Source organism: Janibacter melonis, assembly GCF_003721155.3.
GTDB lineage: Bacteria > Actinomycetota > Actinomycetes > Actinomycetales > Dermatophilaceae > Marihabitans > Marihabitans melonis.
Genome location: NZ_CP044548.2, coordinates 2559892 through 2580642, shown reverse-complemented (window position 1 = coordinate 2580642; position 20751 = coordinate 2559892). Strand labels below are relative to the sequence as shown.

General features: G+C 74.2%; 24 protein-coding genes. 12 read left to right on the top strand and 12 right to left on the bottom strand.

Features of this window, described 5'->3' with window-relative positions; translation table 11 throughout:
- Positions 1-25: 25 nt before the first annotated feature.
- From EEW87_RS12325 to EEW87_RS12310, 4 genes are all read right to left on the bottom strand, one after another.
- Positions 26-562 carry a thioredoxin domain-containing protein gene (locus EEW87_RS12325; protein ID WP_123093155.1) on the bottom strand — a complete coding sequence of 179 codons (537 nt, stop codon included), beginning with the start codon at positions 560-562 and terminating at the stop codon, positions 26-28.
- 159 nt (positions 563-721) lie between these two features.
- Positions 722-1432: a GAF and ANTAR domain-containing protein gene (locus tag EEW87_RS12320; protein ID WP_225985634.1), complete on the bottom strand. Its 711-nt coding sequence runs from the start codon at positions 1430-1432 to the stop codon at positions 722-724.
- Positions 1433-1437: 5 nt separating this feature from the next.
- On the bottom strand, positions 1438-2841 hold the full coding sequence (locus EEW87_RS12315; RefSeq protein ID WP_123093157.1) for an MFS transporter: 1404 nt from the start codon (positions 2839-2841) through the stop codon (positions 1438-1440).
- Positions 2842-2858: 17 nt separating this feature from the next.
- Complete coding sequence (locus EEW87_RS12310) at positions 2859-3683, bottom strand: DUF3152 domain-containing protein (RefSeq protein ID WP_123093158.1); 825 nt, start codon at positions 3681-3683, stop codon at positions 2859-2861.
- Positions 3684-3719: 36 nt separating this feature from the next.
- Here EEW87_RS12310 and EEW87_RS12305 point away from each other — a divergent pair, with 36 nt between their 5' ends.
- On the top strand, positions 3720-4667 hold the full coding sequence (locus EEW87_RS12305; RefSeq protein ID WP_123093159.1) for an aldo/keto reductase: 948 nt from the start codon (positions 3720-3722) through the stop codon (positions 4665-4667).
- A gap of 25 nt (positions 4668-4692) precedes the next feature.
- Here the strand turns inward: EEW87_RS12305 and EEW87_RS12300 are convergent, their stop codons facing one another.
- Positions 4693-4941 (bottom strand): DUF4287 domain-containing protein, encoded by a 249-nt coding sequence (locus EEW87_RS12300; protein ID WP_123093160.1) that lies wholly within the window; start codon positions 4939-4941, stop codon positions 4693-4695.
- 122 nt (positions 4942-5063) lie between these two features.
- Here EEW87_RS12300 and EEW87_RS12295 point away from each other — a divergent pair, with 122 nt between their 5' ends.
- A complete protein-coding gene (locus tag EEW87_RS12295) occupies positions 5064-5282 on the top strand; it encodes a hypothetical protein (RefSeq protein WP_123093161.1) in 219 nt (72 codons plus the stop codon).
- A 93-nt stretch (positions 5283-5375) separates the two neighbouring features.
- On the opposite strand, the gene mgrA is transcribed toward EEW87_RS12295, so the two are convergent.
- Positions 5376-6446 carry an L-glyceraldehyde 3-phosphate reductase gene (gene mgrA, locus EEW87_RS12290; RefSeq protein WP_123093162.1) on the bottom strand — a complete coding sequence of 357 codons (1071 nt, stop codon included), beginning with the start codon at positions 6444-6446 and terminating at the stop codon, positions 5376-5378.
- A 396-nt stretch (positions 6447-6842) separates the two neighbouring features.
- Here mgrA and EEW87_RS12285 point away from each other — a divergent pair, with 396 nt between their 5' ends.
- Positions 6843-7190, top strand: coding sequence for a hypothetical protein (locus EEW87_RS12285; protein ID WP_163562448.1), 348 nt, complete (start codon positions 6843-6845; stop codon positions 7188-7190).
- Between the two features lie 22 nt (positions 7191-7212).
- Here the strand turns inward: EEW87_RS12285 and EEW87_RS12280 are convergent, their stop codons facing one another.
- Positions 7213-8136 carry an exodeoxyribonuclease III gene (locus EEW87_RS12280; RefSeq protein ID WP_240341596.1) on the bottom strand — a complete coding sequence of 308 codons (924 nt, stop codon included), beginning with the start codon at positions 8134-8136 and terminating at the stop codon, positions 7213-7215.
- 55 nt (positions 8137-8191) lie between these two features.
- Between EEW87_RS12280 and yaaA the strand changes: the two genes are divergently transcribed.
- Both yaaA and arsC read left to right on the top strand, forming a co-directional pair.
- Positions 8192-8968, top strand: a complete 777-nt coding sequence (gene yaaA, locus EEW87_RS12275; RefSeq protein WP_123093244.1) for a peroxide stress protein YaaA — start codon at positions 8192-8194, stop codon at positions 8966-8968.
- A 54-nt stretch (positions 8969-9022) separates the two neighbouring features.
- Positions 9023-9376 (top strand): arsenate reductase (glutaredoxin), encoded by a 354-nt coding sequence (gene arsC, locus EEW87_RS12270; RefSeq protein ID WP_123093163.1) that lies wholly within the window; start codon positions 9023-9025, stop codon positions 9374-9376.
- Between the two features lie 5 nt (positions 9377-9381).
- On the opposite strand, the gene gdhA is transcribed toward arsC, so the two are convergent.
- The 3 genes from gdhA to EEW87_RS12255 are packed head-to-tail and all read right to left on the bottom strand — an operon-like array spanning position 9382 to position 12057.
- A complete protein-coding gene (gdhA, locus tag EEW87_RS12265; protein ID WP_163562502.1) occupies positions 9382-10722 on the bottom strand; it encodes an NADP-specific glutamate dehydrogenase in 1341 nt (446 codons plus the stop codon).
- Positions 10723-10739: 17 nt separating this feature from the next.
- Positions 10740-11399 (bottom strand): NAD(P)H-binding protein, encoded by a 660-nt coding sequence (locus EEW87_RS12260; RefSeq protein ID WP_123093165.1) that lies wholly within the window; start codon positions 11397-11399, stop codon positions 10740-10742.
- Positions 11400-11442: 43 nt separating this feature from the next.
- The gene (locus EEW87_RS12255; protein WP_123093166.1) at positions 11443-12057 is read right to left on the bottom strand and encodes a hypothetical protein; all 615 of its coding nucleotides are present in this window, start codon (positions 12055-12057) and stop codon (positions 11443-11445) included.
- A gap of 62 nt (positions 12058-12119) precedes the next feature.
- On the opposite strand from EEW87_RS12255, the gene EEW87_RS12250 reads away from it, so the two are divergent.
- The 6 genes from EEW87_RS12250 (at position 12120) to EEW87_RS12225 (ending at position 16864) form a co-directional block, all read left to right on the top strand.
- A complete protein-coding gene (locus tag EEW87_RS12250; protein ID WP_123093167.1) occupies positions 12120-12824 on the top strand; it encodes a M50 family metallopeptidase in 705 nt (234 codons plus the stop codon).
- Positions 12825-12966: 142 nt separating this feature from the next.
- Positions 12967-13710 (top strand): SDR family oxidoreductase, encoded by a 744-nt coding sequence (locus tag EEW87_RS12245; protein WP_123093168.1) that lies wholly within the window; start codon positions 12967-12969, stop codon positions 13708-13710.
- Positions 13711-13828: 118 nt separating this feature from the next.
- Complete coding sequence (locus EEW87_RS12240; protein WP_123093169.1) at positions 13829-14830, top strand: DNA topoisomerase IB; 1002 nt, start codon at positions 13829-13831, stop codon at positions 14828-14830.
- A 116-nt stretch (positions 14831-14946) separates the two neighbouring features.
- A complete protein-coding gene (locus tag EEW87_RS12235) occupies positions 14947-15426 on the top strand; it encodes a MarR family winged helix-turn-helix transcriptional regulator (protein WP_123093170.1) in 480 nt (159 codons plus the stop codon).
- Positions 15423-15845, top strand: a complete 423-nt coding sequence (locus EEW87_RS12230; RefSeq protein WP_123093171.1) for an organic hydroperoxide resistance protein — start codon at positions 15423-15425, stop codon at positions 15843-15845. The genes EEW87_RS12235 and EEW87_RS12230 overlap by 4 nt, the downstream gene beginning before the upstream one ends.
- On the top strand, positions 15845-16864 hold the full coding sequence (locus EEW87_RS12225; RefSeq protein ID WP_198150291.1) for an NADP-dependent oxidoreductase: 1020 nt from the start codon (positions 15845-15847) through the stop codon (positions 16862-16864). Before EEW87_RS12230 ends, EEW87_RS12225 begins: the two co-directional genes overlap by 1 nt.
- 57 nt (positions 16865-16921) lie before the next feature.
- Here the strand turns inward: EEW87_RS12225 and EEW87_RS12220 are convergent, their stop codons facing one another.
- Both EEW87_RS12220 and EEW87_RS12215 read right to left on the bottom strand, forming a co-directional pair.
- Entirely contained in the window at positions 16922-18052 is a 1131-nt protein-coding gene (locus EEW87_RS12220) for an NYN domain-containing protein (protein WP_123093172.1), read from the bottom strand.
- 43 nt (positions 18053-18095) lie between these two features.
- Positions 18096-18875: an alpha/beta fold hydrolase gene (locus EEW87_RS12215; protein ID WP_123093173.1), complete on the bottom strand. Its 780-nt coding sequence runs from the start codon at positions 18873-18875 to the stop codon at positions 18096-18098.
- 52 nt (positions 18876-18927) lie between these two features.
- Between EEW87_RS12215 and EEW87_RS12210 the strand changes: the two genes are divergently transcribed.
- Positions 18928-20694 (top strand): GNAT family N-acetyltransferase, encoded by a 1767-nt coding sequence (locus tag EEW87_RS12210; protein WP_123093174.1) that lies wholly within the window; start codon positions 18928-18930, stop codon positions 20692-20694.
- Positions 20695-20751: the final 57 nt, after the last annotated feature.

The window sequence follows — 20751 nt, the reverse complement described above, 5'->3', positions numbered from 1 at the left end:
CCCTAGCCGCGGGCGGCGAAGGGGGTCAGCCCACCGGGTGCACCTGTCGCAGGGCTGCGTACAGCTCGCGTGCCGAGCTGCCCGGACCGGGGAGTCGATGGATGTCACGGCCGGCGAGGTAGTACAGGGCGTGGTCGGCCGGGTCGCCGAGGCAGCGGGCGATGTCGCGGTCCTCGGCGGCCATGCCCGCGACGGCGTCCGAGCCGACGAGGACGCGCACGGCCTCGGCGTCGAGACCGCGGCGGTCTGCGAGCTGGGCGACGACGCCGTGGTCGGCGAGGTCGAGGGCGTCGTCGACGTGCGCGCGGCAGACGTCCTCGACGACGCGCACGGGGTGCTCGGGGCTCGTCGCGAGGAGGGCGAGGACGGCGGTGCTCGCCGCGGCGGCGCGCTCGTCCTCGCCGGTGACGACGACCTCGACGGGCAGCTGGCCCTGGACGGCGTGGGCGATGTCGCGCACGACCCCGAGGTCGGCACGGGTGACCGGGCTGCTCGGGTCGACGACCCACAGCAGCGTCGGCTCGGCGCGACGGGCACGTCGCGACTCCCAGGTGATCGACACCGGTGCGGCTCTCCTTCGCGGGACCGTCGCGAGGGCCGAAGGGGGAGCCGAGGGCAGGGCCGACGGGGACGCTCGCGCGATCCCCGGTTGGCTTCAGGGCAGGGAGATCATACGGAGGACGGGGGTCCTCGCGCGACTACCCGAAAGGATGTACCGGCGTCAGGACCGGCCGCTCGTGCCGGCGACGACGGAGGCGGCGATCTGGCGCAGCTTGACGTTCGTGCGTGACGACTGCTCCCGCAGCAGGTCGAAGGCCCGGGCCTCGTCGACCCCGTGACGACCCATGAGGATCCCCTTCGCCTGCTCGATGACCGCGCGCGAGGCGACCGCCTGCTCGAGCTGGCCGACGAGCTCGTTGGCCTCGGCCAGCGCGATGCCGGAGGCGACGACCTCGGCGATGCGGCCCGCCGTCGCGCGCAGCACGGAGTCGTCGGCATGCTCCACGGCCGACACGCTCGCGGCGTAGAGGTTGAGCGCGCCGTAGGACTCACCGTCGACGAGCAGCGGGTAGGCGACGAGACCGCGGGTCGGTGTCGGCTCGATCGCGGCGACGAAGCGCGGCCAGCGCTCGGCGGCCTCGTCGAGGTCGGCCCGCACCGAGGTCATCGTGTCGTGGGCCTCGAGGCACGGGCCCTCGTCGAGCGAGTACTGCACCGCGTCGATCTGCAGGGTCATGGCGGTCGTGTAGGCCGCGGTGAAGGGACGCTCCCCGCACACGACGGTCACGCCGACGGCATCGCACCCGGGGATCGCCGCCCGCACCGTGTGGACGACGCCGCTGAGGTACTCCTGGAGGTCGTCGAGGGTGCGCAGCACCGCTCCGACGCGCTCGACGAGCGGGGCGTCGGCGCTCGTCGTCTCGGTCTTCATCTCGCTCACAGTCCCGGACCGTACTCCGCGGACCCCCCGGTCCGCTCCCCCTCGCCGCCGTGCGGCCGGGGCGCAGCCCCCTCGCCCGCACGCCGTGCGCGCAGCAGCCGGGGCAGGTCGGCCTCCGGCACGTCGTAGCGCAGGAGGGGCAGCATCGCGGCGGCGCTGCTCAGCGCGGGCACGATCGTGAGCCAGCACCACAGCTCCTCGCGCATCGAGGGGGTGACCTCGACCCCCTTCGCGTAGCCGACGGCGCTCACCGCGACGCCGAAGACGAGGGTGGCCAGGGCGCCCCCGAGCTTCGAGACGAAGGTCAGCCCGGCGAAGGAGGCGCCGTCGACCCGCTCGCCGGTGCGGACCTCGGCGAGGTCAGAGGTGTCGGCGACGAGGAGGGTCTGGGTGACGGCGTGGACGCCGTTGCACGCCCCGACGAGCGCGAAGAGCGCGGCGACGAGCGGCAGCGAGCCCGGTCCGACGGCGAGCAGGACCAGGCCTGTCGCCGACATCGCCGCGAGGGCGAGCAGGGCGGTGCGTCGACGGGTCGAGCGCCGCAGCACGCGGGGGGCGAGCGCGGCGCCGACGACGACACCGGCGACGAGCGCCCCGCCGAGCGTCGTGAAGACCTCGACCCCGCCGAAGACGACGCTCGCGACGACCGCGCCGCCCACCTGCACGACGAGCTGGCCGAAGCCGAGCACCCCGGAGAGCAGGACGAGGAGCAGCGGGCGGTTGCGCAGGTAGCGGCGGGCGGAGGTGCGAAGGGGGACCGGCGCCCGGTCCTGCGCGACCCTCTCGGTCGTCGCGAAGAAGGCGAAGGAGTACAGGCCCATGCCGACGAGGGCGACGAGCAGCGCGGCCCGGCTCCACCCCTGCGCGGTGACCTCGGGCCCGGCGCTCAGGGCGAGGGCGAGAGGGGCGCCGGCGAGGGTCGCGACCGCGAGACCGAGCATCGCCGCCGCCCGGGCCCACGCGACGAGGCGGCTGCGGCTCTCGTCGTCGGTCGCGACGACCGCGGTGAGCGACCACAGCGGCACGTCGCACGCGGTGTAGGTGATGCCCCACAGCAGGTAGACGACGGCGACGAGGGCGACCTGGGCCCCCTCGCCGACGTCGGGCACGCTGAAGAGGGCCCACGTGAGCAGCGCGACCGGGAGCGCGGTGAGCAGCACGTAGGGCCGGTAGGTGCCCCACCGGGTGCGGGTGCGGTCGACGACGAGGCCGACGAGGAGGTCGTCGACGGCGTCCCAGACGCGGATCGCGGCGATGGTCGCCGTGAGCACGACGACAGCGCGCTCGGAGAGCCCGACCGTGTCGTAGAGGTAGACGAGCAGGTAGAGCCCGAGGAAGGTGTAGACGAGGTTCTGCCCGGCCACGGCGACGGCGAAGCCGAGCCTCTCCCGCACGCCCATCGCGGCAGGCTAGCCGCTCAGCGCAGCACGGAGCCGTCGCCGACGGGGTAGGGCCACGACCAGCAGCGACCGACGCCGAGGGTCTGCTGCATCATCACCGGGGCGCGGCGCCCGGCGCCCGCGCACTCCTCGTGGCCGTAGCCCAGGCCGTGGCCGACCTCGTGGTTGACGAGATAGGTGCGGTAGTCGGCCAGACGACCCTCGTAGGCGGGCGCGCCGGTGAGCCAGCGACGGCTGTTGAGCACGACCCGGCCGCCCTGCCAGCACGACACCTCGCCGCGGGTCTGCAGCGGGGCGCACAGCCGGTCGGTGGTCCGGGGGCTGGCCAGGGTGATCCGGATCTGCACCGGCTCGCCACGGGCGACCCGCCAGGCCGGCACGTGGACGAAGCGGATGCCGTCGGCGCCCCGCCAGCCGCGCCGGTCGACGAGCGTGCTGCGCACGACCCGGGCGAGCTCGTCGAGGTCGACGCCGAGGCCCTGCTCGGCCTGCAGGCTCCACCGCACCACGCGACCGTCGCCGCCGGGGTCCGCCCCGCTCACGGGGACGGGGGCGAGGCGGCCGTTGCCGCTCTCGACGACCCGGGGGTCGGCGGGGGTGGGCGACGCGGTGGCCGGGGGGACGTCCTCCCCCTTCGGGCCCGAGGTCGCCGTCGAGCCGGCCGCCGAGCTGGACGACGAGGACGGGGACGTCGAGGCGACCGGCTGCGCTCCCTGCCCCGGACCGGCGCTGCGGGTCGCGAGGACGGCGAGGACGAGCCCGATGACGGTGAGGGCGACGAGGACGACCCAGCCCCGGTCCCGCGAGGGGGCCGGCGGCTCCTGCTCGGCCGGGGTCGTCACGCGACGAGCCTAGGCGCTGGCCTCTACGGTGCGGGTATGAGCATCGACCAGCTGGTCCTCGGGACCATGTACTTCAGCACGCGGGTGGAGCAGGGCACGGCCCACGACCTCATGGACCGCTTCGTCGACGCGGGCGGGCGGATGATCGACACCGCCGACGCCTATTCGTTCTGGACGAGCGAGTCCGGGCGGGGCGGGCAGTCCGAGGAGTGCGTCGGCGAGTGGCTCACCTCGCGGCCCGGCATGCGCTCCCGGGTCGAGCTGGCGACGAAGGTCGGGGCCGAGCCGGACCACCCCTTCGACGGCGAGATCCGCCGGACCGTCGGGCTCGGGCGCGACCACGTGCGCTCGGCGGTCGAGGCCTCGCTGCGCCGGCTGCGCACCGACGTCGTCGACGTCTACTGGGCCCACGTGCCCGACGAGCGCACCCCCGTCGAGGAGGTCGCGCGGACCTTCGGCGAGGTCGTCGCCGAGGGCTCGGCCCGACGGGTCGGGATGTCGAACTTCCCCGTGTGGCAGGTCGAGCGGGCCCGGGCGGTGGCCGTCGCCGCGGGTCTGCAGCCCGTCGACGCGCTCCAGCTGCACACGTCCTACGTCTCGCCCCGGCCCGGTGCCGCCGTGCCGGGCAAGGACAACCCCTACGGCTGGGTGGGGGTCGACACCTTGTCCTACCTCGACGCGCACCCGGGCACCGAGCTGTGGGTCTACAGCCCGCTCGTCCAGGCGAGCTACACCCGGCGCACCGAGCGGCCCTTCCCCGAGGCCTACGACCACCCGGGGACCACCGCCCGTCTCGCCGTCCTCGACGCGGTCGCCGACGAGAGCGGGCTCGACGCCGGTCAGGTCGTCCTCGCGTGGATGCTCGCGCGCGGGTGGCGGCCGATCGTCGGTGTGAGCACCGCCGAGCAGCTCGACTCGGCGCTCGTCGCCGCGCGGGCCGAGCTCGACCCGGAGCAGCTCGAGCGGCTCGACGCCCCCGCCTGAGCGGGTGGGCGGGCAGGTCGGCCGGTCAGCCGTCCTGGGCGGCCCGGACGTAGGCGACGACGGCGTTCGCGTGACCGTGCCCGAGACCGTGCTCCTGCTTGAGCATGCCGACCACCTCCATGTGGGTCCGGGTCTCGAGCGCGTCGGCGGCCATGTCGAGCCAGTCCTGCACCGGCCGGTCGTACGTCCGCTCGATCGCCGGGAAGTACGAGGCGGGGCCGGTGGGCTTCTCGCCCTCGCCGATGACAGGCGCCTGGACTCGATGAGTCGTCATGCCGTGAGGCTAGCGACGACCTCGTCGCGGCGTCACACGAAGCGCACAGCCGACCCACAAGCGCCCGCCCCAGAGTCGGTCGTGCCGCCACCACCGGCGGACGCACCGATGAGGAGATCGTCATGGCCCACCGCAACGCCCGCACCGCCGCCCGACTCGTCGGAGCCGTCCTCACCGCCTCGGCCGTGGCCGTGGTCGGCCCCGCAGCCGTCCCGGCCTCAGCAGCCGGTGTGGTCCAGCTGGGGCACTCGCCGACCCCGACGTACGCCACGGCGACCGCGGCGAGCACCGGCCCGGCCGAGCTGCCGCGCACCGACGTGCGCGTCGTGCGGGTCCGCTGACTCTGGTGACAGCGACCCGGGATCCTGACGATCCGCCCGAGCACGTTCCCGGGCGGATCGTAGGAACCTAGGGAAGTTCGGATCTGGGGGCGGTCAGTGGGCGCTGGACGGTGCCCAGAGGTTGATACCGGCCTCGACCGCGTGCTGGTCGATCGCCGTGAGCTCCTCGGTCTCGAAGTCGAGCGACCCGAGCGCGTCGAGGCTGCTGTCGAGCTGCTCGACGCTGCTCGCGCCGACGAGCGCGGAGGTGACCCGCGGGTCGCGCAGCACCCACGACAGCGCGAGCTGGGCCAGGCTCTGGCCGCGGTCCTGCGCCATGGAGTTCAACGCCCGCACGTGGGCGAGCGCGGAGTCGGTGAGCAGCGAGGGGTCGAGCGACTTGCCCTGCGCGGCCCGCGATCCGTCTGGGATGCCGTCGAGGTACTTGTCGGTGAGCATCCCCTGGGCGAGCGGGCTGAAGGCGATGCAGCCCACGCCCTCGACGCCGAGGACGTCGAGCAGGTCCTCCTCGACCCAGCGGTTGAGCATCGAGTAGCTCGGCTGGTGGATGAGCAGCGGGGTGCCCAGGTCGCGCAGGATCGCGATGGCCTCGCGGGTGCGGGGGCCCGAGTAGCTGGAGATGCCGACGTAGAGCGCCTTGCCCGCCCGCACGACCGAGTCCAGCGCCCCCATCGTCTCCTCGAGCGGGGTCGTCTCGTCGAAGCGGTGGCTGTAGAAGATGTCGACGTAGTCGAGCCCCATCCGCTGCAGCGACTGGTCGAGGCTGGAGATCAGGTACTTGCGCGAGCCGCCGCCCTGGCCGTACGGACCGGGCCACATGTCGTAGCCGGCCTTGCTGCTGATGACGAGCTCGTCGCGGTAGCGGCGGAGGTCGCGCTCGAGGTGCACCCCGAAGTTGCGCTCGGCCGAGCCGTACAGCGGGCCGTAGTTGTTCGCGAGGTCGAAGTGGGTGACGCCGCGGTCGAAGGCACGCCGCAGGATGTCGCGCTGGCGATCCATCGGCACGTCGTCGCCGAAGTTGTGCCACAGCCCGAGCGATATCGCCGGCAGGTCCAGGCCCGAGGCCCCGCACCGTCGGTAGACCATCCCCGTGCCGCTCGTCGCGGCGGCGCCGTGCGCGTAGCGGCCCGCAGCCGCCTGGTACTCGTCCACTCGGTAGGTCATGGCCGCCATCCTCTCGCCGTCGGCGCGGGCGAAGGGGGTGAGCGCCCCCCTTCGTCCAGGGTCACCCCGAACCGGTCGGCGACCTGCGACGTCGTAGGAGGAGAGCCCGCAGGGGGCTCGCGGCGCCCGCCCGGGCGCCGGAGAGGAAGGGGAACGCCATGCGTCCACCTCATCACCGCCACGGCCGCGCTCGGTCTGCTCGCGCTCGCCGCGCCCGCCGCCACCGCCGCGCCATCAGCAGCGGCCCCGTCGGCAGGCAGCGGCGCGACCGCGCCGACGTGCAGCGGCAGCGAGGTCACCTCACGGCTGCGTTCGGGCTGGGCCCTGCCCGACCGGGCCCGCCGCACCGCCGAGGCGATCCGCACCGACACCGTCGGCTGCCGCCAGGACGCCCTCGTGTGGCGCACGACCCGTGACCGGACGCGGCTGAGCTTCGGGATCACCACCCCGCGCCAGGCGTGGGCGCTGCCCGACGACCCGGAGCACCGCTACGGCTGGACGGCCGTCGCCATGGGCACGCAGTGGGGCACGCAGAAGACCGCCTACGCGACCTACCGGGTCTGGCCCCGCGTCGCGACCCCGTACTGGGCCGACAGCGACACCGCGTGGCAGGAGGTCGTCGACGCCGGTCTGCTGACCCCCGCCCAGGCGGAGCAGATGCGCGAGGCCGGCACCGGCTACATGGGCTGGCGGGTCGGCGTCAGCGACGGCGGGAAGTGGATGTTCGACATCGCGGGCGACTGACCGCCCCGCCCCGGCTCCGAGGTCAGGTCGCGTAGTCGACGACGACGGGCGCGTGGTCGCTCACACGCGCGTCGGCGGACGGCTCGCGGTCGACCCCGGCGGCCACGGCCGTCCGCGCCAGCCGCGGCGTCGCGAGGTGGTAGTCGATGCGCCAGCCGACGTCCTTGGCGAAGGCCTCACCCATCCACGACCACCACGAGTACGGGCCGTCGGCCGGACCGACGTGCGTGCGCAGCACGTCGACGAGGGTGCGCGGCCCGATGAGCGCGTCGATCCACTCGCGCTCCTCGGGCAGGAAGCCCTCGGACTGGCGGGCCCGGCGCCAGTTGCGCACGTCGTGCTCGAGATGGGCGACGTTGAGGTCGCCCATGAGGAGGAAGTCGCGCCCGGCGGCGAGCGCCGCCTTGCGCGAGCGGGTGAGCTGGCGCGTGAAGGCGTCCATGAAGTGCATCTTGCGCTCGTAGCGGGCGCCGCCGTCGGGGGCCTCGCGCATCCGGCCCGGCTTCTGCAGCTCGGCCGGCAGACCCCCCTTCGGCAGGTAGAGCGAGGCGACCGTGAGGGGACGGTCGGCGAGGTCGACCTCGACGTAGCGGCCCTCGGTCGCGTAGCGCGAGATGCCGCGGGCGAGGGTGCCGGGCGGCGCCTCGACGACGTGCTGCTCCTGACCCGGGGCGATGACGACGGCGGTGCCGTCCCACGTGCGCACGGCGGTCGGGGCCTCGCGGGTGAGCACGGCGACACCGTTGCGGCCGGGGATCTGCCCGGGCTCGTAGACGCAGTGGAGGTCGCCGAAGGCGCCCTCGGGGATCGCCGCGGCGGGCGCCCGGACCTCCTGGAGGGCGACGACGTCGGGGTCGCGGCGGGCCAGCCACTCGCCGAAGCCGCGGCGGTGCGCGGCCCGGATGCCGTTGACGTTGTACGACGCGACGCGAAGGGAGGAGCTCACCGCCCCATCCTCACCGACGTCGCCGACAGCCGGCCCGGCCGGGTAGCGTCGTGGCGTGCTCGCGCTGCTCTCCCCCGCCAAGTCCCTCGACCTCGACTCGCCGCTGCCGACGCGCAAGCACACGCAGCCGCGGATGATCGAGCAGGCCGAGCAGCTCGTCGAGGTCATGCGCACGAAGTCGCCGGAGGAGATCAGCGACCTCATGGACATCTCGCCCGAGCTCGGGCGGCTCAACGCGCAGCGCTACGAGGACTTCGAGACGCCCTTCACGACGAAGAACGCCCGACCGGCGATCTACCTCTTCGACGGCGACGTCTACCGCGGGATGGACGCGCGCGAGCGCTTCGACGCCCGGGACCTCACCGAGGCGCAGAAGGTCGTGCGCATCCTCTCCGGGCTCTACGGGGTGCTCCGCCCGCTCGACCTCGTCCAGCCCTACCGCCTCGAGATGGGCACGCGCCTGGCGACGCCGCGGGGCGACTCGCTGTACGCGTGGTGGGGCTCGCAGATCACCGACCTCGTCGCCGCCGACCTCGCCAAGTCTCCCGGTCCAGCGGTCGTCGTCAACCTCGCCTCGCAGGAGTACGCGGGCTCGGTCGACCTCGACGCGCTCGACGCGCGGGTCGTCACGCCTCGCTTCGAGGACCAGGACCGCTCCGGGCGGTGGCGCGTCATCTCCTTCCCCGCCAAGCGAGCCCGCGGCGAGATGGCTGCGTGGATGGTGCAGCACCGGGTGCGCTCGGTGCGGGCGCTGCGCGACTTCGACGGCGGCGGGTACCGCTTCGAGCCGTCGGTCTCGACCAGCGACGTCCCTGTCTTCCGCCGCGGCTGAGCCGGTCGCCGACCCGCCGCGCCGAAGGGGGCCCACGGCCCTATCGTCGGGGTCATGGCTGAGATCACGCTCCTGCACAACCCGCGCTGCTCGACCTCCCGGCACGCGGTGGAGGTCGCCGAGGCGGCCGGCGCCGACGTCGAGGTCGTCCAGTACCTCAAGGACCCGCTCGACGAGGCCGCGCTGCGCGAGCTCGCCGGCAAGCTCGAGGACCCGGTGACCGACCTCGTGCGGCGCGACAGCCACTTCAAGGAGCTGGGCCTGGGCGAGGACGACGTGGCGAGCGAGGCCCAGGTCGTCGCCGTGCTCGTCGAGCACCCCCGACTGCTCCAGCGCCCCGTCCTCGTCCGTGGCGACCGCGCGATCATCGGCCGCCCGAAGGACCGGGTGCAGTCCTTCCTCGGCTGAGCGGCTCAGACCACCCCGAGGGCGACCATCGCATCGGCGACGCGGAGGTACCCGCCGAGGTTGGCGCCCATGACGTAGTTGCCCGGGTCGCCGTACTCGTCGGCGGTCGCGACGCACTGCTCGTGGATCGAGCTCATGATCTCGCGCAGCCTGTCCTCGGTCTCCTCGAAGCCCCATGACTCGCGGCTGGCGTTCTGCTGCATCTCCAGCGCGCTCGTCGCGACCCCGCCGGCGTTGCTCGCCTTGCCCGGCGCGTAGAGCACGCCCGCGTCGCGCAGCACCTCGACGGCGTCGGTCGTGCACGGCATGTTCGCGCCCTCGGCGACGAGCCCGACCCCGTGCTCGACGAGCGTCTTCGCGTCACGCCCGGTGAGCTCGTTCTGGGTCGCGCACGGCAGGGCGATGTCGCACGGCACGTCCCAGATCGACCCGTCCGCGACGTGGTGGGCCGAGGCCCCCTTCGCGCTGACGTACTCGGTGAGCCGCTCGCGCCGCTGCTCCTTGATCTCCTGCAGCAGGGCGACGTCGATCCCGGACTCGTCGACGACGTAGCCACCCGAGTCGGAGACGGCGACGACCGTCGCACCGAGCTGCTCGGCCTTCTGCGCGGCGTACGTCGCGACGTTGCCCGAGCCGGAGATGACGACGCGCTTGCCGTCGAAGGAGTCGCCGCGGCCCGCGAGCATCTCCTGCGCGAAGTAGACGGTGCCGTACCCCGTGGCCTCGGTGCGCACCCGGGAGCCGCCCCACGACAACCCCTTGCCGGTGAGCACCCCGGACTCGTAGCGGTTGGTGATCCGCTTGTACTGCCCGAAGAGGTACCCCAGCTCGCGCGCCCCGACGCCGATGTCACCGGCCGGGACGTCCGTGTACTCGCCGATGTGCCGGTGCAGCTCGGTCATGAAGGACTGGCAGAAGCGCATGACCTCGCCGTCGCTGCGCCCCTTCGGGTCGAAGTCCGAGCCGCCCTTGCCGCCGCCGATCGGCAGACCGGTGAGCGCGTTCTTGAAGACCTGCTCGAAGCCGAGGAACTTGACGATCGAGATGTTGACGCTGGGGTGGAAGCGCAGCCCGCCCTTGTACGGCCCGAGCACCGAGCTGAACTCGACGCGGAAGCCGCGGTTGATCTGCACCTCGCCGGCGTCGTCGACCCACGGGACGCGGAAGATGATCTGCCGCTCGGGCTCGCACATCCGCTTGAGCACCGACCACTGGGCGTAGTCGGGCCGGCGGCCGGCGATGGGGCTCAGGCTGAGCATGAGCTCCTGGACGGCCTGGAGGAACTCGGGCTCGCCGGGGTTGCGCGCCGTGACGAGGTCGAGCTGGGTCTGGAGTCGGGGGTGCAGGTCAGGCACGTCGGACCTCAGCCCGCGCGGTGGGCGGCGAGCGCCTCGGCGACCGGGGTCTCGCCGGTGTTGAACTCGACCGTGACGCCGCTCAGGCGCGCGCCCTCGCGGACGGTCCCGGCGATGACGGCGGCGACGTCGGCCCGCGGGACCTGACCGCCCGTCGTCGCGTCGGCGTCGATCCGGCCCGTGCCGGGGTCGAGGGTGAGACCGCTCGGGCCGAGGATCGTCCACGTGAGCCGGCTCGTGCGCAGGTGCTCGTCGGCCTCGGCCTTGGACTGGGCGTACGCGTAGAAGCCGTCGTCCTCGGGGACGCCGTGGTCGAGCCCGGCGCCGTAGTAGCTGACCATGACGTAGTGCCCGACGCCGGCGCGGGCGGCGGCGTCCATGCTGCGCACGGCGGCGTCACGGTCGACGGCGTAGGTGCGCTCGGGGCTGCCCCCGCCGGCACCGGCCGACCACACGACGACCTCGACGTCCTCGAGCAGCTCGGTCATCGCGTCGGTGTCGAGCTCCTGCACGTCGGCGACCTTCGGGTCGGCGCCGGTGGCGGCGACCTCGTCGGCGTGGTCGGGGTTGCGGATGAGCGAGGTGACGCGGTGCCCGTCCGCGACGAGGAGAGGGGCGGCCAGCAGGGCGACCTTGCCGTGGCCGCCGATGATGAGCACGTGTGCCATGAGGGTCCTTCCGCAGGGATCGGGTCCCTCACGACCCTACGACCTAGCTGCGCACGATCGTCGTGCGCACCCTCGTCAGGCTCGGGGTGCGGGGGGTGCTGCTGAAGCCGAAGCGCGGCGGCGGGTCCACCGGAGCGAGGCGGCCGAGGTCGACCCCGCGCCAGCTGCCCGCGACGGCCTCGACGGCGTGCTGGTCGCGCGCGCCGTAGTACTCGCGGCGCCCGCCGCCCGCGGTGCCCACCGTGCGCACGCCGGGGTGGAGGAGCCGGGCGAAGGGGTCGGCGAGGACGGCGACAGGACGGCTTGTCGCGAGGGCGGTGGGGATCGGTCGCAGCAGCCGGCCGGTCGCGGTGCGCCCGCCGAGGACGACGTCGAGGACGAGCTCGCCCGCGCTGACGTGCCACCTGCGGCTCGCGCCGTCGCCGGTGTCGCGCACGGTCACCGGGCAGTGGACGACCTCGTCGAAGTGGTAGGTCTGCGAGACGTACTCGGCGACCGCCTCGTCCGGGGCGAGCAGCACCCGCTGGTCGTCGGCGGTGGCGAGCATGACGTCGGCGAAGGCGCCGAGCGGTGAGCCCTCCCAGCGCCCCACGACGACCCGGACCCCGGAGGTCGTGCCGACGCCGAGGATGGCGCCGTCGAAGCGATCGATGGCCATCTCGTCATCCTCGCACCGAGGGGCCCCAGGGAGCGGTCAGGGGGCAGCCCTACGGTGACCCCGTGGAGTGGGCCGATCTCGCGCAGCGCTGGTCCCCTGCGGCGCGCACCGAGCTGCTCGCGCCCCAGGGGGTCCTCGTCGTCCTCGCGGTGACCGCGGTCGCCGTCGGCTGGTCCCCCGCGTGGCGGGTGCTGCGGCTCGGCGTGACGCTGGTCCACGAGCTCGGGCATGCCGTCGTCGGCGTCCTCTCGGGGCGCCGCTTCACGGGCTTCGTCCTGCGCCCGGACATGTCCGGGCACACCGTGACCGTCGGGCGACCGCGCGGCCCGGGCCTGGCCGCGACGACGTGGGCCGGCTACCCCGCGCCCGCCGTCGCGGGGGCGGTGCTCGTGCTCGCCGCCGCCCACGGCTGGGCCGCGCCGGTGCTCACCCTGACCCTCCTCGCCCTGCTCGTCTCCCTCGTCTACGTCCGCTCGGCCCTCACCGGTGTCGTCGTCCTCGCTGCCCTGGCGGCGGGCGGCTCGCTGTGGTGGTGGCGGGACGACGTGGTGCAGCAGCACGTGCTCGTCGGCCTCGGCCTGCTCCTGCTCGTCGGGGCGTGGCGTCATCTCGGCGCCACCGTCCGCTCCCGCGACGCGGGCAGCGACTCCTCGGCCATGGCCCGGCTCACGGGCGTGCCCGGGGCCGTGTGGCAGGGCAGCTTCGCGCTCGTCTGCGCCGGGGCCACCTGGGCGAGCGGCGCCGCGCTCCTCGCCGCCTGGGGCTGAGCCGCACCGACCCCCCGTTCTGGCGACTAGGTCGCTGCCCCGTACGTACGGGGCAGCGACCTAGTCTCCGACCGACACGCCCCGCCCCTCACCCGCACGACCCGCGTCGAGGTCTCGGCCCACCGGTCCTAGGCTCGCGACCATGACCTCACGTGGCGTGGCAGTGGTGACCGGGGCGAGCAGCGGGATCGGCAAGGCGTGCGCGCAGCGCCTCGCCGCCGACGGGTACGACGTGGTCCTCGCGGCCCGCCGCACCGAGCGCGTCGAGGCGCTCGGGGCTGAGATCGGCGGGCGCGCGGTGACGTGCGACGTGACGAAGCCCGACGACGTCGCGGCGCTCGCCGAGGCTGCGGGGCCGCAGGTCACCCTCCTCGTCAACAACGCCGGCGGTGCCCTCGGGCTCGAGCCGGTCGCCGAGGCCGACCTCGACGCGTGGCGCGCGATGTACGAGACGAACGTCATCGGGACGGTCGCCGTGACCAAGGCGCTGCTGCCCGCCCTCCGTGCCGGCCGCGGGACGGTCGTCATGATCACCTCCGTCGCGGCGCTCGTCGCCTACGAGGGCGGCGCCGGGTACTGCGGGGCGAAGGCCGCCGAGGCCTTCGTCGCGGACACCCTGCGGCTCGAGCTCAACGGCGAGCCGGTGCGGGTGTGCGACATCGCCCCGGGGATGGTCCGCTCGGACGAGTTCTCGCTCGTGCGCTTCGACGGCGACCAGGCCAAGGCCGACGCGGTCTACGCGGGCGTCGAGGAGCCGCTGACCCAGGAGGACATCGCCGAGTGCGTGTCGTGGGTCGCCGGGCTCCCCCACCACGTCAACGTCGACAAGCTCACCGTGCGCCCGCTCGCGCAGGCCGCGGCGCACAAGGTGCACCGCACGGGCTGAGCGAGGGAGCCTCGGCGCCGAGGTCCGACCGGAAGACCACCAGCGGCGTCCTCCGAACCCTGGACGACCCCCCTTCGTGCCAGCCGTCTGAGGCCTCCGGCGCGCCATCATCGGGCAGATGAGGCTGCGGACCGTGTCGCCGAGCGCGAAGGGGTGGACCCGCCGGCGTGCCGGGCGGGGCTTCTCCTACGTCGACGCGGACGGGCAGCGGCTGCCGGCCGAGGAGGTCGCGCGGATCCGGGCGCTCGCCATCCCGCCCGCGTGGGAGCAGGTGTGGATCTCCCCCTTCGCCAACGGGCACATCCAGGCCGTCGGCACCGACGCGGCCGGGCGGCGGCAGTACCTCTACCACCCGCACTGGCGCGAGAAGCGCGACGCCGCGAAGCACGACCGGGTGCTCGCCGCGGCGGCCCGGCTCCCGCGTGTGCGCAAGCAGCTCGCTCTCGACCTCGCGCTCGACGGCATGCCGATCACGCGGGCGACGGCGACCGCGGTACGCCTGCTCGACCTCGGCTACTTCCGGATCGGCAGCGAGAGCTACACCGACGAGCACGGGTCCTTCGGGCTGACGACGCTGCAGCGCACGCACGTGCGCCGGGCGAAGGGGGCGCTGCTCTTCACCTTCGTCGGCAAGGGCGGTATCCAGCAGTCGATCACCGTCGAGGACGTCGACGTCGCCGCCTCGCTGCAGGTGATGCGCGGCCGACGCGGCGGGTCCGACCGCCTGCTCGTCTACAAGGACGGGCGGCTGTGGAGCGACCTCGACGCCGCGATGGTCAACGGCTACCTCGCCGAGCTCTTCCGCGGGGAGGTGACGGCCAAGGACTTCCGCACGTGGCACGCGACGGTGCACGCGGCCGTCGCCCTCTCGCAGTCGAGCGAGGACGGCCTGACCCAGGCCTCACGTCGCCGGGCCATCAAGCAGGCCGTCGAGCAGGTCGCCGACTACCTCGGCAACACCCCGACGATCGCGCGGAAGTCCTACATCGACCCGCGGGTCATCGACCTCTACGAGGAGGGCCGGGTCCTCACGGTCCCCCGCGCCCGGCGCCCGCGCACCCCCGCCCAGGAGCAGGCCGTCGTCGAGCGCGCCGTCCGCGCCCTCCTCGCCGAGGCATAGCAGCGCCCCTCGATGGTCGAGGTGCGAGGGCGCTCTGCGCCCGAGCCTCGAGACCACCACCCCTTCCCCACCAACTTGAGTTGCGCACAACTCAGTTGTGTGCAATCTTTATGTCCATGGCCGACTCCCACCCCCTCGACGAGCAGCTCTGCTTCGCCCTGTACTCGGCGTCGCGGGCGGCGACCTCGGCCTACCGGGAGTCGCTCGCCGACCTCGGGCTGACCTACACGCAGTACGTCACCCTCCTCGCCCTGTGGGAGCGCGACGGCCAGGCCGTCTCCGAGCTCGGCACCGCGCTCCGCCTCGACAGCGGCACGCTCTCGCCCCTGCTCACCCGCATGGTCTCGCTCGGCCTCGTCGAGCGTCGTCGCGAGAGCACCGACGCCCGTCAGGTCACCGTGCACCTCACCGAGCACGGTCACGAGCTCGAGCACGAGATCGCCGCCCTGCAGCGGCGCGTCTTCGCGGCCGTCGACATGACACCCGACGAGCTGAGCATGCTGCGCAGCCTCGCCCGCCGCTTCTGCGACGCGGCCTCCGGCGCCCCCGCCGACCAGACCACCACCCCCTCGTCCGACGAAGGAGCATCATCATGAAGACCCTCTACACCGCCGAGGCCCTGGCCACCGGCGCCGGCCGCGACGGCCACGCCCGCACCGCGGACGGCAGCCTCGACCTCGACATGGCCATCCCCACCGAGATGGGCGGCAGCGGCCGGGGCGCCAACCCCGAGCAGCTCTTCGCGCTCGGCTACGCGGCCTGCTTCCACTCCGCGCTCCAGGCCGTGGCCCGCCGCACGAAGGCCGACGTCAGCAACTCCTCCGTCGGCTCGCGCGTCCACATCGGCCCGACCGACGACGGGGGCTTCCAGCTCGCCGTCGAGCTCGAGGTGACCCTCCCGGCCCTCGACGCCGAGGCCGCCCAGCAGCTCGCCGACGCCGCGCACCAGGTCTGCCCCTACAGCAACGCGACCCGCGGCAACATCGACGTGACCGTCACGGTCGCCCAGGACTGATGCCCGTGACCTCCTCGACCCCCACCAGCACCCGCCAGGTCGTCCTCGCCTCCCGCCCGAAGGGGGAGCCCACGCCCGACGACTTCCGCGTCGAGACCGTGGACCTGCCCGAGCTCGCCGACGGCGAGATCCTCGTGCGCACGACCGTCATGTCGGTCGACCCGTACATGCGCGGCCGGATGGACGACCGCGACTCCTACGTCGCCCCCTTCGCCGTCGACGGCCCCCTCGACGGCGGCGCCGTCGGCGAGGTCATCGCCTCGCGATCGGACGCCGTCTCCGTCGGCCAGCACGTCGTCCACGGCCTGGGCTGGCGCGAGCACGCCGTGCTGCCCGCCGCGCGCGTCCGCGTCGTCGACACCGACGCCGCCCCCGCCTCCGCCTACCTCGGCGTCCTCGGTATGACCGGTCTGACCGCCTACGCGGGTCTGACCGCCGTCGCCGAGATGAAGCAGGGCGACGTCGTCTTCGTCTCCGGCGCCGCCGGTGCCGTCGGCTCCGTCGTCGGCCAGGTCGCCAAGGCCCTCGGCGCCTCGAAGGTCATCGGCTCGGCCGGCAGCGCCGAGAAGGTCGCCCGTCTGCGCGAGCTCGGCTTCGACGAGGCCTTCAGCTACCGCGACAAGCCGGTCCGCGAGAGCCTGCGCGAGGCCGCGCCCGACGGCATCGACGTCTACTTCGACAACGTCGGCGGCGACCACCTCGAGGCCGCGATCGGCAGCCTCAACCTCTTCGGCCGCGTGGCCATGTGCGGCGCGATCGCGCAGTACAACTCCACCGAGCCGACCCCCGGCCCGCGCAACCTCGCGATCGCCATCGGCCGCAACCTCACCCTGCGCGGCTTCATCGTCGGGCACTACGAGCACCTCGCGGCCGAGTACCGCGAGCGCGCGACGCAGTGGCTCGCCGACGGGCAGCTGCAGGCCGACGAGACCTTCCGCGACGGCCTCGACGCCGCTCCGCAGGCCTTCATCGACCTGCTCGGCGGGGCCAACACGGGCAAGATGCTCGTCCGCCTCTAAAGGCTCACGCCTCACCGCACCACCCCGGGCGCGTCCGCCGGGTGACCCCACGTCGGGTCACTCCATGCGGACGCGCCCGACGTGCACCCAGAAGCGGTCGCGCAGGTGCTGACGGGCCTCGTCGTCGACGTGGTGGTCCTGGGTGCGGCTCGCGAGGTCGACGAGCAGGGCCCGGTCGAGCTCGGCGGGCAGGGTCGGCGCCGCGCGCCGCAGCTCGGCGAGCTGCTCGGGCGTCGAGGTCGCGCACCATGACGCGACGAGACGCTTCGCGACGCCGTCGACGACCTCCTCGGTGACCCCGAGCTCGGGGTCGACGGCGACCTCCATGTGCATGTCCGCCCCGGGCAGCACGAGCGCGGTCGCCCGCCGCCGGGCGAAGACCGCCGGGCTCGGCAGACCCGGCCGCGGCGCCCCGTCCGTCTCGGGCGAGGGCGTCGCCTCGGCCGCGGGCGCCGGCACGGGAGCAGGCCAAGGGGGTGCCGTCCCCGTCTCGACGGGGTCGGCGGCCGGCTCGCCCAGCGCCTCGTCGTCCACCGCCGCGGGCATGACCTCGTCGACGCCCTCGGGCGCGACGGCCGCGCACTCCTCCTCGGGGGCCTCCCCCTTCGCCCCCTCGGGGAGCAGCTCCTCCGGGATCGCGACGGAGCGCACGGTGGCCTCGATCGTCTCGGGCCCGACGAGCAGCAGCCCGTCGACCGCGCGGCGCAGGTGCTTCGAGACGCCGTGGGGGCGGCCGGCGCGATCGGCGACGGCGAGCAGGACGACCTGCACCCCGTGGCTCTGCGCCTCCTCGACGGCCTCGGTGAGGTCGTCGTCGCCGGAGACGAGGTAGACGGCGTCGGCGACGCGGTTGCGCCCCTGGATCGCGAGGTCGAGCCCGATCCGGATGTCGACGCCCTTCTGGTCGCCGGAGTACGACAGCCGGCCCAGGCGCAGCTTGACCCGCGGCAGCAGGCCGATCTCCTCCTGCTGGTAGTCGGGCATCCCGCCGGGGCGGGCACCGGAGTCGTACCAGTTGACCCGGAGCAGCGGCAGACCGGAGTCGGTCTCGGCCTGCTCGACGAGTCGGGCGATGAGGGTCGGGTAGTCGACGACGACCCCGCGGCGCAGCGAGCTGCCGGTGACGTACGTCGCCGCCGAGGCGAGCAGGTAGCCGACGTCGACGTGGACCGCGCAGTAGGACCTCATGGGGTCACCATCCCACCTCGACGACCCCCGCCGAGGCGAGTGCTCAGCGCGTCTCGAGGACCTGCTCGTGGAGCATCGCCGGCCACTGCGCGACGTCCTGCGGGGTGCGCGCGAGGACCAGCCGGCTGCCCGGCACGAGGCCCGCGATCGCCTCCGCCGAGCTCACCGGGTGGGCCGGGTCGTCGACCCACGCCATGACCGTCGTCGGCACCGCCACCCGCGCGACGACCTCGCGTGGCGGCAGGTCGGTGAGGGCCGCGCCGCGGAAGAGCGTCGGCAGCAGCTCCTTGGGCACGTCCGGCTGGGTGATCGGCGTGCCGACGGTCGCCGGCGGTCGCGGCGCGAGCGCCCCGAGGGCGGCGAAGGTCTCGAAGCCCTGCTGCTCGACGACGTCGGCGCTCGCGCGGTACTCGGCGGCCCGGGCGGCCCGGGTCTCCCACGCCGTCGCGGGCACGACGAGGGTGAGCCCGCGGAAGCGCCCGGGGTCGAGGGCGATCGCGTGCAGGAGAGTGCCGCAGCCCATCGACGGCCCGACGCCGTGGACCACCTCGCCGGGGAAGACGTGGTCGAGCAGCGCGAGCAGGTCGTGCGCGAGCGCGTCCCACCGGTAGTCCTCGGGCACGGCCCGGCCGGTCGAGCGTCCGTGACCACGGGCGTCGTAGCGCAGCAGCCGGGTGCCGCTCAGCCCGAGGCCGAGGTCGACCCTGAGCAGACGGTCGCGGTAGCGGCTCGACGTCAGGCCGTGGAGCTGGACGACCGGGGCGCCGCCCTCGTCGCTCAGCTCCCAGTCGAGCTCGGCACCGGGGAGGGCGAAGCGCGGCACGGTGCCTCCTGTCGTCGTCCTCGGGCGTGAGGTGAGGCATAGGGTACGGCGCATGCGGCTGACCAACATCGCGCAGCTGCGACTGCCCTTCGGGCACCTCAGCGGGTACGACCTCGACGTCGTGCCGACCGACCGGCTGCGGCCGATCTCCTTCGACCAGCGCCGTCACGTCGGCGAGGGCGAGCGCCCCGGGTCGTGGATGGCGCTGTCCTTCCGCCTGCCCCAGTCGCCCCCGGCCGACGAGCTCGCCGCCGCGTGGCGCGCCGTCGTGCAGCGGCACGGGACGCTGCGCACGGTCGCCGAGCCCGGGCCGGACGGTCCGGTGCTGCGCGAGGTCGAGATCGGGGACGGGCGCTGGGTCGAGCACCCCGTCGCCCCGGGCCAGGCCGTCGAGGACGCCCTGCGCCGCGTCCTCGACGCGACGTGCACCCCCTTCGCCCTGCCGTCGCACCGCCTGTGCCTGCTCGAGACCGCCGACGGCCCGACGGTCGTCGTCGCCGCCGACCACTCGCACGTCGACATGTGGTCGATGCTCGTCCTCGCCCGCGACCTGCTCGCGGCGCTCGAGGCCGTGCGCGGCGGGCGGACCCCCTTCGCCGGAATGCCCGAGCCGCCCGACTTCGCCGAGCACACGGCTGCCCTCGCCGAGCGGCCGCCGGTCGACGACGACCTGCGGGCGCGGTGGGCCGAGGTGATGCGCGGCGCCGGCGGGGTCATGCCGTGCTTCCCGCTGCCGCTCGGACCGGGCGACTCCCCGCAGCCCGAGCGCGTCGAGGTGCGCGACGTCCTCGACGTCGACGCCAGCGCGGCCCTCGGGGTGCGCGCCGCCGAGGAGGGCGTCTCGACGCTCTCGCTCGTCGTCGCCGCGATGACCCGGGTGACGCGCGAGCTCGCCGACCGGCCGCTGCGCGCGGTCTTCCCCGTGCACAGCCGCTACGAGCCGCGATGGCACGACTCCGCCGGGTGGTTCATCACGAACTCGGTGCTCACGAGCGACGACCCCTCTCCCCGCGCCGCCGCCGCAGCCGTGCGCGAGGCCGTGCGGCTCGGGTCCTGCTCGCTCGCCGACGTCCTCGGCGACGACATGCCGACCGCGCCGGGCATGTTCGCCATCTCCTGGCTCGACCTGCGCCGGCTGCCCGTGCGCGTCGACTCGCGCGGGCTGCAGGCGCAGTACGTCGGGGCCGCGATCCGCACCGACGGCGTCATGCTGTGGTTCGTCCTCGACGAGTCGGGGCTGCACCTGCGCTGCCGCTACCCCGACACCGACGAGGCCCGCCACCACGTCGGGAGGTGGCTCGACCGGCTCGTCACCGAGCTGCGCGCCGAGGCCAGCGAGGCGGTCGGCGGTCTGCTCGAGGTCGGCGGACGCCGCTACCGGGTGCAACGGGCCCGGCGCACCGACGTGCCGGCCGTCGTCGGGCTGCTCTCCGACGACCCGATCGCGGCCGTGCGCGAGAGCCCCGAGCTCGCCCGCTACGAGGCCGCCTACGACGTCATCGCCGCCGACCCGGCGCAGTACCTCGCGGTCGTCCGCGACGACGAGGGCACCGTCGTCGCGACGGTGCAGCTGAGCGTCGTGCCCGGGCTGTCGCGGGCGGGGGCCACCCGCCTCGAGCTCGAAGGGGTCCGTGTCGCCTCGCCATGGCGCGGCCGGGGCATCGGGACGGCGATGCTCGCCTGGGCCCACGACCACGGCCGGGCGCGGGGTGCGTCTCTCGCGCAGCTCGCGACCGACACCGACCGTGTCGACGCCCACCGCTTCTACGCGCGCCTGGGCTACGAGGCCACCCACGTGGGGATGAAGCTGCCCCTCTGACCCCTTCGCCGGTCCTCCCGCCGTTCCCTGCGCCTCGCTACCCCCCCCGGCTACAAA

Coding starts and splice junctions, on each gene's coding strand:
- EEW87_RS12260 (WP_123093165.1), bottom strand. CDS start 11,399: ATGGCACACGTGCTCATCATCGGCGGCCACGGCAAGGTCGCCCTGCTG.
- EEW87_RS12230 (WP_123093171.1), top strand. CDS start 15,423: ATGAAGACCCTCTACACCGCCGAGGCCCTGGCCACCGGCGCCGGCCGC.
- arsC (WP_123093163.1), top strand. CDS start 9,023: ATGGCTGAGATCACGCTCCTGCACAACCCGCGCTGCTCGACCTCCCGG.
- EEW87_RS12305 (WP_123093159.1), top strand. CDS start 3,720: ATGAGCATCGACCAGCTGGTCCTCGGGACCATGTACTTCAGCACGCGG.
- EEW87_RS12220 (WP_123093172.1), bottom strand. CDS start 18,052: ATGAGGTCCTACTGCGCGGTCCACGTCGACGTCGGCTACCTGCTCGCC.
- EEW87_RS12255 (WP_123093166.1), bottom strand. CDS start 12,057: ATGGCCATCGATCGCTTCGACGGCGCCATCCTCGGCGTCGGCACGACC.
- EEW87_RS12240 (WP_123093169.1), top strand. CDS start 13,829: ATGAGGCTGCGGACCGTGTCGCCGAGCGCGAAGGGGTGGACCCGCCGG.
- EEW87_RS12295 (WP_123093161.1), top strand. CDS start 5,064: ATGGCCCACCGCAACGCCCGCACCGCCGCCCGACTCGTCGGAGCCGTC.
- EEW87_RS12315 (WP_123093157.1), bottom strand. CDS start 2,841: ATGGGCGTGCGGGAGAGGCTCGGCTTCGCCGTCGCCGTGGCCGGGCAG.
- mgrA (WP_123093162.1), bottom strand. CDS start 6,446: ATGACCTACCGAGTGGACGAGTACCAGGCGGCTGCGGGCCGCTACGCG.
- EEW87_RS12320 (WP_225985634.1), bottom strand. CDS start 1,432: ATGAAGACCGAGACGACGAGCGCCGACGCCCCGCTCGTCGAGCGCGTC.
- EEW87_RS12235 (WP_123093170.1), top strand. CDS start 14,947: ATGGCCGACTCCCACCCCCTCGACGAGCAGCTCTGCTTCGCCCTGTAC.
- EEW87_RS12245 (WP_123093168.1), top strand. CDS start 12,967: ATGACCTCACGTGGCGTGGCAGTGGTGACCGGGGCGAGCAGCGGGATC.
- EEW87_RS12210 (WP_123093174.1), top strand. CDS start 18,928: ATGCGGCTGACCAACATCGCGCAGCTGCGACTGCCCTTCGGGCACCTC.
- EEW87_RS12300 (WP_123093160.1), bottom strand. CDS start 4,941: ATGACGACTCATCGAGTCCAGGCGCCTGTCATCGGCGAGGGCGAGAAG.
- EEW87_RS12225 (WP_198150291.1), top strand. CDS start 15,845: ATGCCCGTGACCTCCTCGACCCCCACCAGCACCCGCCAGGTCGTCCTC.